Origin of the sequence: Mycobacterium sp. NPDC050041, from assembly GCF_049541695.1 — a bacterium.
GTDB lineage: Bacteria > Actinomycetota > Actinomycetes > Mycobacteriales > Mycobacteriaceae > Mycobacterium.
This window is the reverse complement of the sequence record NZ_JBMVDG010000005.1, coordinates 147,889-162,603: the sequence shown is the minus strand read 5'-3', so window position 1 is coordinate 162,603 and position 14,715 is coordinate 147,889. Positions and strand designations below refer to the sequence as shown.

General features: G+C 70.1%; 17 protein-coding genes. 10 read left to right on the top strand and 7 right to left on the bottom strand.

Annotation, left to right across the window (positions count from 1 at the left end; genetic code table 11):
* Window positions 1–90 precede the first annotated feature (90 nt).
* From ACPCHZ_RS17450 to ACPCHZ_RS17440, 3 genes are read left to right on the top strand one after another with little or no spacing between them, the layout of a single operon-like run.
* Window positions 91–933, top strand: a complete 843-nt coding sequence (locus ACPCHZ_RS17450) for an SMP-30/gluconolactonase/LRE family protein (protein ID WP_423485872.1) — start codon at window positions 91–93, stop codon at window positions 931–933.
* Complete coding sequence (locus ACPCHZ_RS17445; protein ID WP_423485871.1) at window positions 926–1,738, top strand: thioesterase family protein; 813 nt, start codon at window positions 926–928, stop codon at window positions 1,736–1,738. The genes ACPCHZ_RS17450 and ACPCHZ_RS17445 overlap by 8 nt, the downstream gene beginning before the upstream one ends.
* A 26-nt stretch (window positions 1,739–1,764) precedes the next feature.
* Window positions 1,765–2,139, top strand: a complete 375-nt coding sequence (locus tag ACPCHZ_RS17440) for an NYN domain-containing protein (RefSeq protein WP_423485870.1) — start codon at window positions 1,765–1,767, stop codon at window positions 2,137–2,139.
* Window positions 2,140–2,149: 10 nt separating this feature from the next.
* Here the strand turns inward: ACPCHZ_RS17440 and ACPCHZ_RS17435 are convergent, their stop codons facing one another.
* Window positions 2,150–3,385, bottom strand: coding sequence for a cytochrome P450 (locus tag ACPCHZ_RS17435; RefSeq protein ID WP_423485869.1), 1,236 nt, complete (start codon window positions 3,383–3,385; stop codon window positions 2,150–2,152).
* 148 nt (window positions 3,386–3,533) lie between these two features.
* Window positions 3,534–4,712 carry a CaiB/BaiF CoA transferase family protein gene (locus ACPCHZ_RS17430; RefSeq protein WP_423485868.1) on the bottom strand — a complete coding sequence of 393 codons (1,179 nt, stop codon included), beginning with the start codon at window positions 4,710–4,712 and terminating at the stop codon, window positions 3,534–3,536.
* A 111-nt stretch (window positions 4,713–4,823) separates the two neighbouring features.
* Between ACPCHZ_RS17430 and ACPCHZ_RS17425 the strand changes: the two genes are divergently transcribed.
* The 4 genes from ACPCHZ_RS17425 (at window position 4,824) to ACPCHZ_RS17410 (ending at window position 8,592) form a co-directional block, all read left to right on the top strand.
* On the top strand, window positions 4,824–5,960 hold the full coding sequence (locus tag ACPCHZ_RS17425; protein ID WP_423485867.1) for a phosphotransferase: 1,137 nt from the start codon (window positions 4,824–4,826) through the stop codon (window positions 5,958–5,960).
* Between the two features lie 81 nt (window positions 5,961–6,041).
* On the top strand, window positions 6,042–6,587 hold the full coding sequence (locus tag ACPCHZ_RS17420) for a TetR/AcrR family transcriptional regulator (protein ID WP_364978694.1): 546 nt from the start codon (window positions 6,042–6,044) through the stop codon (window positions 6,585–6,587).
* Between the two features lie 77 nt (window positions 6,588–6,664).
* Window positions 6,665–8,158, top strand: coding sequence for an aldehyde dehydrogenase family protein (locus ACPCHZ_RS17415; protein WP_423485866.1), 1,494 nt, complete (start codon window positions 6,665–6,667; stop codon window positions 8,156–8,158).
* Entirely contained in the window at window positions 8,155–8,592 is a 438-nt protein-coding gene (locus tag ACPCHZ_RS17410; RefSeq protein WP_423485865.1) for a nuclear transport factor 2 family protein, read from the top strand. Before ACPCHZ_RS17415 ends, ACPCHZ_RS17410 begins: the two co-directional genes overlap by 4 nt.
* Here the strand turns inward: ACPCHZ_RS17410 and rlmN are convergent.
* The gene (gene rlmN, locus ACPCHZ_RS17405) at window positions 8,571–9,686 is read right to left on the bottom strand and encodes a 23S rRNA (adenine(2503)-C(2))-methyltransferase RlmN (RefSeq protein ID WP_423485864.1); all 1,116 of its coding nucleotides are present in this window, start codon (window positions 9,684–9,686) and stop codon (window positions 8,571–8,573) included. The genes ACPCHZ_RS17410 and rlmN overlap by 22 nt on opposite strands.
* Window positions 9,687–9,764: 78 nt before the next feature.
* On the opposite strand from rlmN, the gene ACPCHZ_RS17400 reads away from it, so the two are divergent.
* On the top strand, window positions 9,765–10,778 hold the full coding sequence (locus ACPCHZ_RS17400) for a DMT family transporter (protein WP_423485863.1): 1,014 nt from the start codon (window positions 9,765–9,767) through the stop codon (window positions 10,776–10,778).
* Here ACPCHZ_RS17400 and ACPCHZ_RS17395 read toward each other — a convergent pair.
* Genes ACPCHZ_RS17395 through pyrH form a run of 3 tightly spaced genes read right to left on the bottom strand, consistent with a single transcriptional unit; the run spans window position 10,686 to window position 12,907 of the window.
* Entirely contained in the window at window positions 10,686–11,564 is an 879-nt protein-coding gene (locus ACPCHZ_RS17395) for a phosphatidate cytidylyltransferase (protein WP_423485862.1), read from the bottom strand. The two genes, ACPCHZ_RS17400 and ACPCHZ_RS17395, sit on opposite strands and share 93 nt — an antisense overlap.
* Window positions 11,564–12,121 carry a ribosome recycling factor gene (gene frr, locus ACPCHZ_RS17390; RefSeq protein ID WP_423485861.1) on the bottom strand — a complete coding sequence of 186 codons (558 nt, stop codon included), beginning with the start codon at window positions 12,119–12,121 and terminating at the stop codon, window positions 11,564–11,566. Before frr ends, ACPCHZ_RS17395 begins: the two co-directional genes overlap by 1 nt.
* A gap of 42 nt (window positions 12,122–12,163) precedes the next feature.
* A complete protein-coding gene (gene pyrH, locus ACPCHZ_RS17385) occupies window positions 12,164–12,907 on the bottom strand; it encodes a UMP kinase (RefSeq protein ID WP_364978674.1) in 744 nt (247 codons plus the stop codon).
* Between the two features lie 140 nt (window positions 12,908–13,047).
* Here pyrH and ACPCHZ_RS17380 point away from each other — a divergent pair, with 140 nt between their 5' ends.
* Entirely contained in the window at window positions 13,048–13,506 is a 459-nt protein-coding gene (locus tag ACPCHZ_RS17380) for an SRPBCC family protein (protein WP_423486092.1), read from the top strand.
* A gap of 9 nt (window positions 13,507–13,515) precedes the next feature.
* Here ACPCHZ_RS17380 and ACPCHZ_RS17375 read toward each other — a convergent pair whose 3' ends face one another.
* Window positions 13,516–14,211 (bottom strand): class I SAM-dependent methyltransferase, encoded by a 696-nt coding sequence (locus tag ACPCHZ_RS17375; protein WP_423485860.1) that lies wholly within the window; start codon window positions 14,209–14,211, stop codon window positions 13,516–13,518.
* A 45-nt stretch (window positions 14,212–14,256) separates the two neighbouring features.
* On the opposite strand from ACPCHZ_RS17375, the gene ACPCHZ_RS17370 reads away from it, so the two are divergent.
* Complete coding sequence (locus ACPCHZ_RS17370; protein WP_423485859.1) at window positions 14,257–14,679, top strand: MarR family winged helix-turn-helix transcriptional regulator; 423 nt, start codon at window positions 14,257–14,259, stop codon at window positions 14,677–14,679.
* Window positions 14,680–14,715 lie beyond the last annotated feature (36 nt).

Here is a 14,715-nt window from a genome sequence, read left to right as displayed (position 1 = left end):
GTCGCCGGTGGTCATCGCGACCGGGCGCGGGTGGTTGACAGTGGCACCCAGCGAGCGTGACACTTGTGCCGTGTTTTGTAAAGGTGCGCAGTGACGCCGCTGGCGTCCGGCTTCTGCTTCGGCGAGGGGCCGCGGTGGTTCGAGGGAATGTTGTGGTTCTCCGACATGCTCGGCGAGGCGGTCCACACCGTCGACATGACGGGTTCGATGACCACGCTGCCCGTCGCCGGGCACGCGCCGTCGGGTCTCGGCTTCCGGCCGGACGGGACGCTGCTCATCGCGTCCACCGAGCGGCGCGAGATCCTGGCCTACGACGGCGACACCGTGGTGACGGTGGCGAATCCGGCCGACCTGGCGCCTGCGGCATTGGGCGACATGGTGATCGACGACGCGGGCCGGGCGTTCATCGGGTCGCAGGCACGGTCAGGCGGGGTGATCCTGCGACTCGACCCCGACGACACCGTCACGGTCGTCGCGGGCGGTCTCGACTTCCCCAACGGCATGGTGATCACACCGGACGGCTCCACGCTGATCGTGGCGGAGTCCACCGGCCGGCGCCTGACGGCGTTCCCGCTCCGCGGCGACGGCGCACTCGGGGAGCGGCGCCCGTTCGCCGAGCACCTGGCCGGCCCGCCCGACGGGCTCGCGATCGACGCCGAGGGCGGGGTGTGGACGTCGATGACGCTGGCGCACGAATTCGTCCGGATCGTCGACGGCGGCAGCCAGGGGGCCCAGGTGACCGACCGGATCGACACCGGCGGGCGGACCGCGATCGCCTGTGCGCTCGGCGGCCCGGAGGACCGGGTGCTGTTCCTGCTCACCAGCACCGACGCCTACCCGGAACGCCTTGTCGGGAGCAGGGACTCGCGGGTGGACACCGTGGTCGTCGACGTCGCCGGCGTGCACGGCGCGGGAGTGCACGGACATGTCTGACGCGTACTACGAACTCGTCGACGCCGACGACCCCGTCGGCGAACGGTTCTCGGCGACCGATCTCGTACGCAGCACCTGGTCGGCGTCGATACAGCACGCCGCGCCCGTCTCGGCGCTGCTGGTGCGTGCCCTCGAGCAACGCGAACAGCGCGCCGACACCCGGCTGAGCCGGGTGCTGGTGGACCTGCTCGGCCCGGTGCCCGCGGACGGCGACCTGTGGCTGCGGTCCCGGATCGAGCGGCGAGGCAGGCAGATCGAACTCGTCGCCGCCGAGATGCTCGCGCCGGGGCCCGACGGTGCACCGCGGCCCGTCGCCCGGGCGACCGGATGGCGGCTGCAGCGGCTCGACACCTCGGCGCTGCAGCACGCCGCGGCGCCGCCGCTGCGTCCGATCGCCGGAGCCCGCAGCCGCGACCTGGCCAAGGACTGGGACCGCAACTACGTGCACAGCCTCGACTGGCGCTGGCTGACCGACCCGCTGAACGCCGGCGCGGGCGAATCGTGGCTGACACCGACCGTCGACCTGGTCGCCGACGAGACGATGACACCACTGCAGCGGTTGTTCTCGGTGGCCGACTGCGCGAACGGGATCGGCACCCGGCTCGACCCGCGCCACTGGACGTTCCTCAACACCGACCTCGCGGTGCACGTGCATCGCGTCCCCGACGGCCGATGGATCGGCATTCGCGCCGAGACCGACTACGGACCCGACGGCATCGGCACCACGATCGGCACGCTGTTCGACCAGACCGGCCCCGTCGGCGCCATCGCCCAGTCGGTGCTGGTGCGCCCTCGGCCGCGCTGAACGGCCGCGCGGCCTAGGCTGACGCAGTGCGGTGGATCGTCGACGGCATGAACGTCATCGGCTCACGCCCGGACGGGTGGTGGCGCGACCGGCGGCGGGCGATGACAGTTCTGGTCGCCGACCTCGAACGCTGGGCCGGTGCCGAGAACGTGGATGTGACCGTGGTTTTCGAGAAGCCGCTGTCGCCGCCGCTGGAGTCCGCCGTGATCACGATCGCCAACGCGCCCGCGGCAGCGCCGAACTCCGCAGACGACGAAATCGTCCGGCTGGTCGCGGCCGACGAGCGGCCGGCCGACATCACGGTGGCCACCTCCGACCGGGCACTCACCGACCGGGTACGCGCGGCGGGCGCCGCCGTCGTCGCGGCGAAGGGCCTGCGCGACAGAATCGATCCGCGCTGAGCGCCGGGTTTCAGCGGATCACGGCGGGCAGCCGCTTGATGCCGTGCACGAATGTGCTGTGCAGCAGGTCGGGTTCGCCGAACTCGACGTCCACACGAGTCAGCAACTCGCGGAACAGCACCCGCAGCTCGACCCTCGCGAGGTTGCTGCCGAGGCAGAAGTGCGGGCCGCCGCCGCCGAAGCCGAGGTGCGGGTTGGGTGAGCGGGCCAGGTCGAAGTCGTGCGGATCGCCGAAGACGGCCTCGTCGCGGTTGGCCGAGCAGTAGAACAGGCCGACCTTGTCGCCCGCCGCGACCGGTGCGCCGTTGATCTCGGTGTCGGTCGTCGCGAATCGGGCGAACTGCATCACCGGGGACGCCCACCGCACGAACTCCTCGACCGCGGGGCCGATGCGGTTCTCGAAATCGGCCAGCAGCCAGTCGCGTTGGTCCGGGTGGTGGCTCAGCGCCAGCACGGCGTGCGAGGTCGTCTGCTTGGTGGTGTCGTTGCCTGCCGAGGCGAGCAGGATGAGGAACGCGCCCACCTCCTCGTCGGTCAGCCGGTGACCGTCGACCTCGGCGTTGACGATGTCGGTCATCAGGTCGTCGCCGGGATTCTTGCGACGGAACTTCGCCAACTCGACCCCGGTGGCCGACAGCAGCATGATCTCGTTGATGGTGTCGGCGGCGCGCTCCTCCAGCGACGAGTACTCGTCGTCGCTCATGCTGAACAGCTTCTCCGCCGCCTTCGCCACCGCGGGCTGGTCGGCGCGCGGCACCCCCAGCATGTCGGAGATCGTCAGCATCGGCAGCCGCGCCGAACAGGCCTCGACGAAGTCGACCTCGCCCGCCCCGACGAGGTCGTCGACCACCGCGACCGCGTTGTCGTGGATCTGCTGTTCGATCCTGCGGACGTTGCGCGGGGTGAACGCCGCGCTGATCAGCCTGCGGTAGACGGTGTGCTCCGGCGGGTCCATGGTCAGGAAGAACGAGGCGATCCGCTGCACCTCGGCGGGCATCGGATCGAGCGCCACGCCGCGCGCGGAGGTGAACAACTCGGGATGCTGGCTGACGTACACGATGTCGGCGCGCCGGGTGAGCGCCCAGAAGCCGTCCTCCTCCATCGGGAAGAGCGACGGCAGCGGCCGGTGCCAGGTCAGTCCGTCGCCGGCGCGCAGGGTCGCGAACGACCGGTCGCGCTCGGCGAACGGCAGGCTCCAGAACTCCTGAGAGGTGATGTCGACCTGGCTGAATTCGCGGGTGGACACCGTTCCAGCAGCTGAATCACCGTTCGTCACACCGTTTCCCCTCGACTCCGCGACCGGCGGCCCGTCGCGCCCAGATGTGATCAGCGTGACATTGACCCGCGGTTTTGTAAAGCTCGCCCGGTCGGTGCCCGAGGTCTGGTGGGCGGGGTCAGCTCGCGCCCCGCGCCGTGCGCGCCGCCAGCTCGGCGAGTACCTCCTCGGTGTGTTCGCCGAGCATCGGTGCGACGCTTCGCTGTTCGCACGGCGTGCCGTGGAAGTCGGCCGGTGTGGCGACCATCGGGGCGGCGGACTCGCCGTCGGGCACGTAGACCACCCCGCCTGCCGCATGGAACTGCTCGTCGGCCACCACGTCCTCCATGGTGTTGATCGGAGACCAGAAGAAGTCGGGATCGGCGGCGAAGACCTCTGCCCACTCGGACAGCGGCCGGGTCGCGAAGATCTCGTCGAGCCGGCCGATCAGTTCCGCGGAATTGCGCGCCCTGGCGCGGGGCGTGGCGAACCTCTCCTCGGTCAGCCACCCCAGCCGGCTCACCGCCCGGCACAGCGCAGGCCAGTGCCGCTCCCCCTGCAGACCGACGACCCAGAACCGCCGGCCGTCGGACGCGGTGTAGTTGTTCATGCACGGGTTGGCCATCGTCTCGCGCTGACCGATGGCGATCTGGTGCCCTGTCATCAGGAACGTGTTGAGGTCGAAGCTCACCGCGTAGGCACCCTGCCGGTAGAGCGAGGTCGTCACCAGCTGGCCCGTGCCGCGCGCCGCCCGCGCCACCAGCGCGGCGCACAGGGCCCCGGCCATCGTCATCCCCGCCATGTGGTCGCCCAGTCCGCCGCGCTGGAACGGCGGGCTGTCGCCGGGGCGGGTCAGCAGATGCGCGAGCCCGGCGCGCGACCAGAATGCCGCGACGTCGTAGGCCGCCCGGTCGGCGTCGGGCCCGGCCTCGCCGTAACCGGTGATCAGCCCGTAGACCAGCCGGGCGTTGCGGGTCGCCACCGTCTCGAAGTCCAGACCGAGCCGGCGCAACGCACCCGGCCGCACGTTGGTGAGGAAAACATCGGCGTCGCAGATCAACTCGAGTGCGGTGGCCCGCCCCTCGGTCGTCGTCATGTCCAGGACGACGCCGCGCTTGTTGCGGTTGTCCATCTCGAACGGCGGATTGACGTCTCCGTCGATGCCCAGCATGCGGCCGAACATCCGCGCGGGATCGCCCGCCGGGGGTTCGATCTTGACGACGTCGGCGCCCCACTCCGCGAGGACGGCGCCGGCGGCCGGACCCGCCACCCACACGCCGAGTTCGACGACACGCACGCCTGTCAGCGGACCGGCCATGTGACCCCTTCCGAATCGCACGGATCGCGTCAGGCCATTCGGCCTTTACACTTCGGCAATAGTTTGTAAACTGTGCGGACCTACCGGCCAACCTAGGAGGTTATCGACCCGGTGACGATCGCCTCAGGGGTTTCGGCGCGACTCGCCGAACGGGTGGTTCCCGTCCTCGGTCTCGCGGCCCATCTGGGGCGCGGGGTGCAGCGGGTGGTGACCGATGCCGCGATCGGCGGTGCCCGTTCGCTGCCGCGCCGGCCGGCCGACCTCGGGCCCGAGGCGTTGTCGGCGATCATCGGTCGCACCGTGACGTCGGTGCGTCTGGTCGGCGGGGACGCGGGCACGTCCTCGCGTGCACGCTTGGCGCTCACCGGAAACGGCGTTCCGGCAACGGTGTTCGTCAAGATGCCTGCCGAGACGGCGGCCACCCGGCTGATGGGTGAACTGGGCCGGCTGGCCCACACCGAGGTGTGCTTCTACGACCGGCTGGCATCGGGACTGCACGGCGTGCCGACGTCCTACGGCTCGGCCTTCGACCCGCTCACCGGGCGCTTCGTCCTGGTGCTCGAGGATCTGCCCGCCGCCGAGTGCGACTTCCCCGACACCCTGCACCCGCTCGACCGGGACCGGGCGGCGCTCGTGGTCGAACGCCTCGCGGCGCTGCACGCGACGCACTGGGGGCGGCCGCCGGACTGGGTCTACACCCCCTCGGGTGACCACACGTCGCTGCTGACCGGCGCGCTGTGCAGGGCGTCGGCGCGCCGGATCGCCGAGCGCACCGACATCCCGGTCGACCGCGGCCGCTTCATCGACGAGAACTACCGCGCGGTGGCGGCGCTGATCGACCGGCCGCCGCACACGGTGATGCACGGCGACGCCCACCCGGGCAACGTCTACTTCCGCAACGGTGCGGCCGGGCTGCTGGACTGGCAGGCCGTCCGCAGCGGCAACCCCGGCCGGGAGCTGGCCTACACCCTGGTGACCTGTCTGACCACGGCCGACCGCCGGGAAGCCGAGCGCGATCTGCTCGACGTGTACCGCCGGGCGCTGGCGGCCGGTGGCGGCCCGGACTGGGACCGCGACGATCTCTGGCGCCGGTACCGCCAGGGTGCGCTGTATGCCTATGTCGCACCGTTGATCACCGCGGGCATGGGCGGCATGCAGGCCGAGGGCATCGCCATGGAAGGGCTGCGACGCGGGGTGGCCGCGCTCGACGACCTGGACACGGTCGCCGTGCTGCGGGCGGCACTGTGACCGGACTCGTGCCGCGTCGCTGCCGTGACCGCGGGTTACACCATCTACGATTTGTGCAACACCACCACCTGAGGCGCCCACGTGAATGAACCCCTGACCGACCAGCAGGTCCTCGACGACACGTCGACGCGGCACCGGATCCTCGCCGCGACCGCCGAGGTGCTCGGCCGCAGCGGGCAGACCAAGCTCAGCCTGTCCGAGGTGGCGCTGCAGGCCGGCGTCTCGCGGCCCACGCTGTACCGCTGGTTCGCCTCGAAACAGGAACTGCTCGACGCGTTCGGGCGGTTCGAGCGCGATCTGTTCGACAACGGGATCAGCAGGGCCACCGCGGGCTTGCGCGGCACCGAGAAGCTGGACGCGGCGCTGCGCTTCATCGTCGAGTACCAGCAGTCCTATTCCGGGGTGCGGCTGATCGACATCGAGCCCGAGGTCGTCATCGCGCAGCTGTCCCGGATCCTGCCCCTGATGCGGGCCCGGCTGGAGAAGCTGCTCGTGGGCACGAATGCCGGCGTCAAGGCCGCCACCGCCATCCGCGTCGCGGTGTCGCACTACATCGTGCGCAGCGACGACGGCGACCAGTTCCTCGCACAGCTACGCCACGCGGTCGGCATCCGGCCCGCCGACTGATCCGCGCCGACACGCCCGGCGCTGAGCGATCGCCCAAAAGGGCTGACACTCGGGCCGGGGTTTGTAAGGCTAGGGCCATGACGAGCGTGCAGAGCGAGACCGGCGTGCTGGCCGGCGACGAGCGGATGCTGATCGACGGCGAGCTGCAACACACCAGCAGTGGCGCCACATTCGACGTGGTCCACCCGGCCAGCGAGGAGGTGGCCGGGCAGGCGACCGACGGCACCGTCGAGGACATGGGCCGCGCGGTGGCCGCGGCGCGGCGGGCGTTCGACGAGACCGACTGGTCACGCGACGTCGAGTTCCGCTACCACTGCCTGACGCAGCTGCACGCCGCGCTGGAGCGTGACGCCGAACGGCTGCGGCGCATCCTGATCACCGAGGTGGGTTGTCCGGTGACGGTGTCGGGCAGCCAGATCGAGAGCCCGATCGCCGAGGTCAAGCACTGGGCCGAACACGGCCGTGACTTCGACTACCTCGTCGACACCGGCGTGCACGAGACGCAGATGGGGCCCGCCCGGCGCAAGATCCACTACGAGCCGGTCGGTGTGGTCGGGGCGATCACGCCGTGGAATGTCCCGTTCTACCTCAACATCGCCGAGACGGTGCCCGCGCTGATGGCCGGCAACACCGTGGTGCTCAAGCCCGCGCAGCTGACGCCGTGGTCGGGCAGCGAGTACGGCCGCATCGTCGCCGAGGAGACCGACATCCCGCCCGGCGTGTTCAACGTCGTGGTGTCCAACGCCAACGAGGTGGGGGCGGCGCTGTCGGCGGATCCGCGCGTCGACATGATCACCTTCACCGGCTCGACGGCCACCGGGCGGGCGATCCTCGCAGCGGGCGCGGCGACGGTGAAGAAGACGCTGCTCGAACTCGGCGGCAAGTCTGCCCACATCGTGCTCGACGACGCCGACTTCAACTCCGCGCTGCCGCTGGCGGCGATGATGGCGTGCGTGATGAGCGGCCAGAGCTGCATCCTGCCGTCGCGAATCCTGTTGCCGCGCAGCCGGTACGACGAAGGACTCGAGATCCTCAAGTCGATGATGGAGGGCTTCCCGGTCGGTGACCCGTGGACGCCGGGCAACATGCAGGGCCCGCAGATCAGCGAGACCCAACGCCAGAAGGTGCTGGGGCTCATCCGCTCCGGCGTGGATTCCGGCGCGCGCCTGGTGACCGGCGGCGGCATCCCGGAGAACCTACCGAAGGGCTACTACACCCAGCCCACCCTGCTCGCCGACGTCGACCCGGACAGCCAGGTGGCCCAGGAGGAGATCTTCGGCCCGGTGCTGACCGTCACTCCCTACGACAGCGACGACGAGGCCATCGCAATCGCCAACAACTCCATCTACGGGCTGTCGGGTGAGGTGAGCGGCGGCGACGTCGACCGGGCCTTTGCGGTGGCCACCCGGATGCGCACCGGCAACGTCACCATCAACGGCAAGAGCCACTTCGGTATCACCAGCCCATTCGGCGGCACGAAGCAGAGTGGGCTGGGCCGGCGCAACGGCGACGAGGGCTTCAAGGAGTACTTCGAGTCCAAGACCATCGGCATGCCCGACCCGGCGGCGTGAACCACGCCACCGACCACCGGGAGATCGAGGCGCTGCTCTACCGCTACGCCCGCGCCGTCGACACCAAGGACTGGGAGCTCTACCGCTCGGTGTTCACCGAGGACGCCGTCGTCGACTATTCGGCGATGGGCATCCCGGCCGGCCCGCGGGACCGGGTCGCCGACTTCCTCGCCCAGGGCTTCGCCGCGATCCCGTGGAGCATGCACTACATCACCAACATCGAGATCCTCGAGTCGGACGGTGACAGGGCGACTGTCCGGGCGATGTTCCACAACCCGATGCAGCTGCCGGGGATGACCGAGATGTCCTCGTGCGGCGGCTATTACCACCACGAGCTGGTCCGCACGCCCGACGGCTGGCGCAGCCGGTCCCTGCGGGAGGACAACGTGTGGTTCGTCAACCGCCCGGGGAATCAGCCCTCGGCGGCCAACTGACCGCAGGCGGCGGCGATTTCGCGGCCGCGGGTGTCGCGCACCGTGCAGGACACCCCGCGCTCGCGCACCCGGCGGACGAACTCGCGCTCCGCCGGTTTCGGGCTGGCATCCCACTTGCTGCCCGGCGTCGGGTTGAGCGGGATCAGGTTGACGTGGGCCAGCGGTCCCAGCGCGCCGTGCAGTCGCCTGCCGAGCAGGTCGGCCCGCCACGGCTGGTCGTTGACGTCGCGGATCAGCGCGTACTCGATCGACACCCGGCGGCCGGTGGTGTCCGCGTAATACTTTGCCGCGTCCAGCACTTCGGTGACGTTCCAGCGGTTGTTCACCGGGACGAGGGTGTCGCGCAGCTCGTCGTCGGGTGCGTGCAGTGACAGCGCAAGCGTGACGTTGAGGCGCTCGTCGGCGAGCTTGCGGATCGCGGGCGCCAGTCCCACCGTCGAAACCGTCACCGACCGCGCGGAGATCCCGAACCCGTTGGGCGGCGGCGCGATGATGCGCCGCACGGCGGCCAGCACCCGGTTGTAGTTGGCCAGCGGCTCGCCCATGCCCATGAACACGATGTTGGACAGCCGACCGCCGCGCGCGATCGCTTCGCCGTCACGGTCCCTCAGTTCGGCGGCCGCGGCACGCACCTGCTCGAGGATCTCGGCCGCCGACAGGTTGCGCGTGAGCCCGCCCTGGCCGGTGGCGCAGAACGGGCAGGCCATCCCGCAGCCGGCCTGTGACGAGATGCACACGGTGTTGCGGTCGGCGTAGCGCATCAGCACCGATTCGAAGGTGGTCCCGTCGACCGCCCGCCACAGCACCTTGCGGGTCTCCCCGGAGTCGCACTCGATCTCACGCACCGGGTCGATCAGGGCGGGGAACAGCGTCGCCGCGACGTCGTCGCGCACCGCGGCGGGCAGGTCCGTCATCTCATGCGGGTCGGCGATCAGCCGGCCGTAGTACTGGTTGGCCAGCTGTTTTCCCCGGAAAGCCGGTAGCCCCAGTTCGGCGACGGCGGCGGCGCGGCCCGCTTCGTCGAGGTCGGCGAGGTGCCGCGGCGGCATGGCACGGCGCGGCGCATCGAAGACCAAAGGCAGGGATCCAGGCATGGGCAACTGTCAGTATCTCACCTGCGCGTGGCGGAAATTGAATGGCGAGCGCCGCGACCCATCCCCCACGATGGGCTGATGGCCACCGCGACTCCAGCGCCCACGATGGGCGCACGCTCGGCGACGGTGCTGACGTTCTTCTACGCGCTCGGCTATCCGATTGGGGCGCATGCTGTTTCGGTGATGTCGCCGATGGCGGTGCTCGTGCTGCGGTTCGGGCTGGCCGGCGGCATCATCGGCGGCTGGGCATGGGCCTCGAAAGTGACGTGGCCCACCGGCCGGGCCCTGGTTCACGTGCTGGTCAGCGGGTTGCTCACCCAGGCCGTGCAGTTCATCTGCCTGTATCTGGCGCTGCTGCACGGCGCGCCCGCGGTGCTCGGCGCGGTGATCGTGTCGATGAACCCGGTGGTGACGGCGCTGCTCGCGGCCGCCGTGCTGCGCGAGCGGCTCACCTGGCGGCGGGTCGTGGCGCTCGCGCTCGGGATCGTCGCGGTGCTGGCGGCGTGCGCGGGCCGGCTCGTCGCGGTCGGCGGCGTCGACCCGGTGGTGCTGCTGCTGGTGGTGGCGCTGCTCGGGCTGGCCGTCGGCGGGGTGTACCAGCAGCGGTTCTGCTCCGATGTCGACTTCCGGGCCACCGCGGCGCTGCAGAACGGCGTGTCGCTGCTGCCCGTCGCGGCACTGGCGGCGGTGATGCCGTTGACGGTGACCGACCCGTGGCAGGCGGCGGGCGCGGTGGCCGCCGTGGTGCTGCTGAACGCGGTGCTGGGGATGACGCTGTTCGTCCGGGCGGTGAACAACTACGGGGCGGCCGCGGTGGCGATGCTGTTCGCGGTGATCCCCGCCGTGGCCGGACTGCTGTCGTGGCTGATGCTGGGCCAGCGTCCCGACATCGGCATCGCGGTCGGGCTGGTGGTCGGCGCGGCGGCGTGCTGGCTCAACAGCTCGGCGTCACGCCACGCCGGGTCAGGGTCCGGCGGGCAGGAGCGAAGCGACAGGGGGTCAGGCCAGCAGCGTCAGCACGATCCAGCCGGCGACGGCGGACGGGAGCATCGCGTCGATGCGGTCCATGATCCCGCCGTGCCCCGGCAGTAGCGTGCCCATGTCCTTGATGCCGAGGTCGCGCTTGACCTGGGACTCGACGAGGTCGCCGAGCACTCCGGTGATCACCAGCATCAGACCCAGCGGCACGCCGACCCAGGCCGGCTTGTCCAGCACGAACGTCACCGCCAGCACGGCCGCGGTGATGCCGAAGACCAGCGAGCCGCCCAGCCCCTCCCACGACTTCTTCGGGCTGATCGCCGGCGCCATCGTGTGCTTGCCGAACAGCACCCCGGCGACGTAACCGCCGATGTCGGCGAGGACCACCGTCAGGATCACGGTGAACACCCGGCCGCCACCGTGGTCCTGGAAGATCAGCAGCGCGCTGAAACTCGCGAAGAGCGGCACCCACGTCGCGATCAGCACCGCCGCGGACATGTCGCGCAGATAGTTGACCGGCTGCGTGCGCAGCCCGTGCCCGAGCAGGCGCCACACCATGCAGACCACGATCGTGCCGCCGAAGGCGCCGATCAGGCCGGTCGGGCCGAAGGGCCACGTCAGCCAGATCATCGCCTGACCGCCGAGCAGCAGCGGAATCGCGGGGAGTTCGTAGCCGGCCTCACCCAGCCTGCGGATCACCTCGTGGGTGGCGACCGGGATGAAGACGGCCAGCACCGGCAGCCATCCGATCGGCGCGAACAGCAGGACGCCGATGGCCATCCCGCCGAGCAGCACGCCGACACCGATGGCTGCGGGCAGGTTCCGGCCCGCCCGCGACTTCTTCTTGGGCGGTTCGTCGACCGGCGTGTCTGTCACGGGACGTGTGTGCTGATCGGCCACTAGACCTCCAGCAACTCGCCCTCTTTGTGTTTGACCAAGTCGTCGATCTGGCTGGTGTAGGTGTGGGTGCTCTTGTCGAGATCCTTCTCGGCGCGGCTCACCTCGTCCTCACCCGCCTCGCCGTCCTTCTTGATCCGGCCGAGCTCCTCCATCGCCTTGCGGCGGATGTTGCGGATCGACACCCGGGCGTCCTCACCCTTCGACTTGGCCTGCTTGACCAGGTCGCGACGACGCTCCTCGGTCAGCTGCGGGATGGAGATGCGGATCACGTTGCCGTCATTGGTCGGGTTCACCCCGAGGTCGGAGTTGCGGATCGCGTCCTCGATGTTGCGCAGCAGGTTCGTTTCGTAGGGCTTGATCACGACGAGCCGGGCCTCGGGGACGTTGATGCTCGACAGCTGCGTGATCGGCGTCATCGCGCCGTAGTAGTCGATGTTGATCCTCGAGAACATGCCCGGGTTGGCGCGACCGGTGCGGATCGACGCGAGGTCGTCGCGCGCCACCGAAACGGCCTTCTCCATCTTCTCCTCGGCATCGAAGAGAGTTTCGTCGATCACTTCACCTTCTCCCGTCGCTCGCCCATGGACGCATCGTCCCGGTCACGTGGTGACCAGCGTCCCGATCTTCTCACCTGCCACCGCCCGGGCGATATTGCCGTCGGTGAGCAGGTTGAACACCAGGATCGGCATGCCGTTGTCCATGCAGAGGCTGAACGCGGTGGCATCGGCCACCCGCAGCCCGCGGTCGATGACCTCGCGATGGGTGATCGCGGTCAACAGCTCGGCGTTGGGATCCTCGCGCGGGTCGGCGGTGAACACCCCGTCGACGGCCTTGGCCATCAGCACCACCTCGGCGCCGATCTCGAGGGCGCGCTGAGCGGCGGTGGTGTCGGTGGAGAAGTAGGGCAGACCCATGCCGGCGCCGAAGATCACCACCCGGCCCTTCTCGAGGTGCCTGCGGGCCCGCAGCGGGATGTAGGGCTCGGCGACCTGACCCATCGTGATCGCGGTCTGCACCCGGGTGTCGATGCCCTCCTTCTGCAGGAAGTCCTGCAGCGCAAGGCTGTTCATCACCGTGCCGAGCATGCCCATGTAGTCGCTGCGGGTGCGCTCCATGCCGCGCTGCTGCAGCTGGGCGCCGCGGAAGAAGTTGCCGCCGCCGATCACCACGGCGACCTGTGCGCCGCTGCGCACCACCTCCGCGATCTGCCGGGCGACGAGGGCCACCACATCGGGGTCGAGGCCCACCTGCCCGCCGCCGAACATCTCACCGCCCAGCTTGAGCAGCACACGGGTGTACATCGGCCGGATCGGCGGTGTCGCGATGTCGCTGGTTGCCGCCATCCGACTCCTTCGGGGTGCTCGCGCGGGACGACCATCCCGGCGCATGCGCGGGGGACGGCTCCCCTGATCCTGCCAAATCGTACGGCGTGGCTCGTCGACGGGCGGGCGCGACATTGCAATCGGCGGCAATCCCCGCCCTGCTGCGGTTGGATGGCCGGGTGGCCTCCATATCCCGCAGCCGGACGATCGCTGCGCCTCCGCAGGTGATCTTCGACGTCCTCGCCGACTTCGGCGCCCTGAGCACCTGGGCCGACGACGTCACCGAATCCACCGTGCTCGACCAGGGGTCCGACGGCCCGCTCGGCACCAGCCGCCGGGTCAAGGTCGGGCGCGATACCCTGGTGGAGACCATCACGGAGTTCGACGCGCCGAGGGCGCTGGCCTACGACATCGAGGGCCTGCCCAAGATCCTGCGGGACGTGTCGAACCGGTGGACGCTGCGGCCCGGCAACGGGTCGACCGACGTGACGGTGACCAGTTCGGTGCGGGTCAGCGCCGGGCCGGTGTCGAAGGTGGCCGAGTGGGTGGTCACCCGCGTGATGGCCCGCAAGTCCGACGGGATGCTCGCCGGGATGGCCCGTCGCACCGAAACCGGATAGCCGACCGGCCTAACCCAGGTGGGCCGTCAGCAACCACGCCGGCATCGACTTTCGGCCGCCGGCCTCGTCGCGCAGATCCTTCATTCCGAAGACCTCCGCGACGGGCATCTCCGCGGGCAGGTTGGCGTGAATGCGGGCGGGTCGGATCTCGTCGATCTCCCAGTACCTGCCGACGACGTCGCGAAGCTCCTCGGCGGTGACGGCGTTGATCGGGCTCTCGGCAGGCATGCCCGAGGAATCGAAGACCAGCACGAAGTACGACGCACCCGGCGCCGCGGCGCGCACGATCGACTGCTGGTAGCCCTCGCGCAGTTCGACCGGCATCGAGTGGAAGAGGGTGGAGTCGACGATCGTGCCGAACCGGCCGTCGTAGCCGGTGAACGCGCTGATGTCGGCCACCTCATAGCTGGCGTTGGCGAGTCCGCGCCTGGCGGCCTCGGCGCGGGCGAGCTCGATGGCCGTCGGCGACTGGTCGAGGCCGACCGTGGTGAAGCCGCGTTCGGCGAGATACAGCGACACGGCCGCCTCGCCACAGCCCGCGTCGAGCACGTCGCCGTGGACCTTGCCCGCCTCGATCAACGCGGCGATCTCGGGCTGCGGCTCGTCGATGCTCCAGGGCGGCCGGTTGCCCGCGCCCAGGTCGCCGGCATCGCGGCGGTAGGCCGACTCGAACATCACGTTCAGCTCTTCAGGAGGATTCGTCATACCCCCGGTTTATCAATGTAGTTGATATATGTCAATATGCTTGATATGGATGCGCGTGAGGATCAGCCGCTCGGCTATCTGCTGCACCGGGTGGCCTACGCGCTGCGCACCGAGGTGACCGCGACCGTGCTCGACCCGCTCGGGCTGTCCTTCCCGCAGTACCTCTGCATGCGGGTGCTGTCGAAATCCCCCGGCCGGTCCAATGCCGAACTCGCCCGCGACATGTACGTCTCCCCGCAGGCGATGAACACCGTCGTGCGCAGCCTGCAGGACCGCGGGCTGGTCACCCGCCCGGCGTCGGTGGCGTCGGGCCGCTCGCTGCCCGCGGAGCTGACGAGCGCGGGCCGAGACACCCTGTCCCGCACCGACACCGGGGTGCGCGCTGCCGAACAGCGGCTGATGGCGAATTTGAGCGACGCGCAGCGCCGCGACTTCAAGCGCATCCTCGCCGCCCTCGGCGCCGACTGACGCGCCGACACGACGGTTGTTGCCCGGATCCTGCCG

Bases quoted from the DNA above. Each gene is read 5' to 3' on its own strand.
- ACPCHZ_RS17445 (WP_423485871.1), top strand. From the start codon at position 926: ATGTCTGACGCGTACTACGAACTCGTCGACGCCGACGACCCCGTCGGC.
- ACPCHZ_RS17430 (WP_423485868.1), bottom strand. From the start codon at position 4,712: ATGGCCGGTCCGCTGACAGGCGTGCGTGTCGTCGAACTCGGCGTGTGG.
- ACPCHZ_RS17415 (WP_423485866.1), top strand. From the start codon at position 6,665: ATGACGAGCGTGCAGAGCGAGACCGGCGTGCTGGCCGGCGACGAGCGG.
- rlmN (WP_423485864.1), bottom strand. From the start codon at position 9,686: ATGCCTGGATCCCTGCCTTTGGTCTTCGATGCGCCGCGCCGTGCCATG.
- ACPCHZ_RS17400 (WP_423485863.1), top strand. From the start codon at position 9,765: ATGGCCACCGCGACTCCAGCGCCCACGATGGGCGCACGCTCGGCGACG.
- pyrH (WP_364978674.1), bottom strand. From the start codon at position 12,907: ATGGCGGCAACCAGCGACATCGCGACACCGCCGATCCGGCCGATGTAC.
- ACPCHZ_RS17375 (WP_423485860.1), bottom strand. From the start codon at position 14,211: ATGACGAATCCTCCTGAAGAGCTGAACGTGATGTTCGAGTCGGCCTAC.
- ACPCHZ_RS17370 (WP_423485859.1), top strand. From the start codon at position 14,257: ATGGATGCGCGTGAGGATCAGCCGCTCGGCTATCTGCTGCACCGGGTG.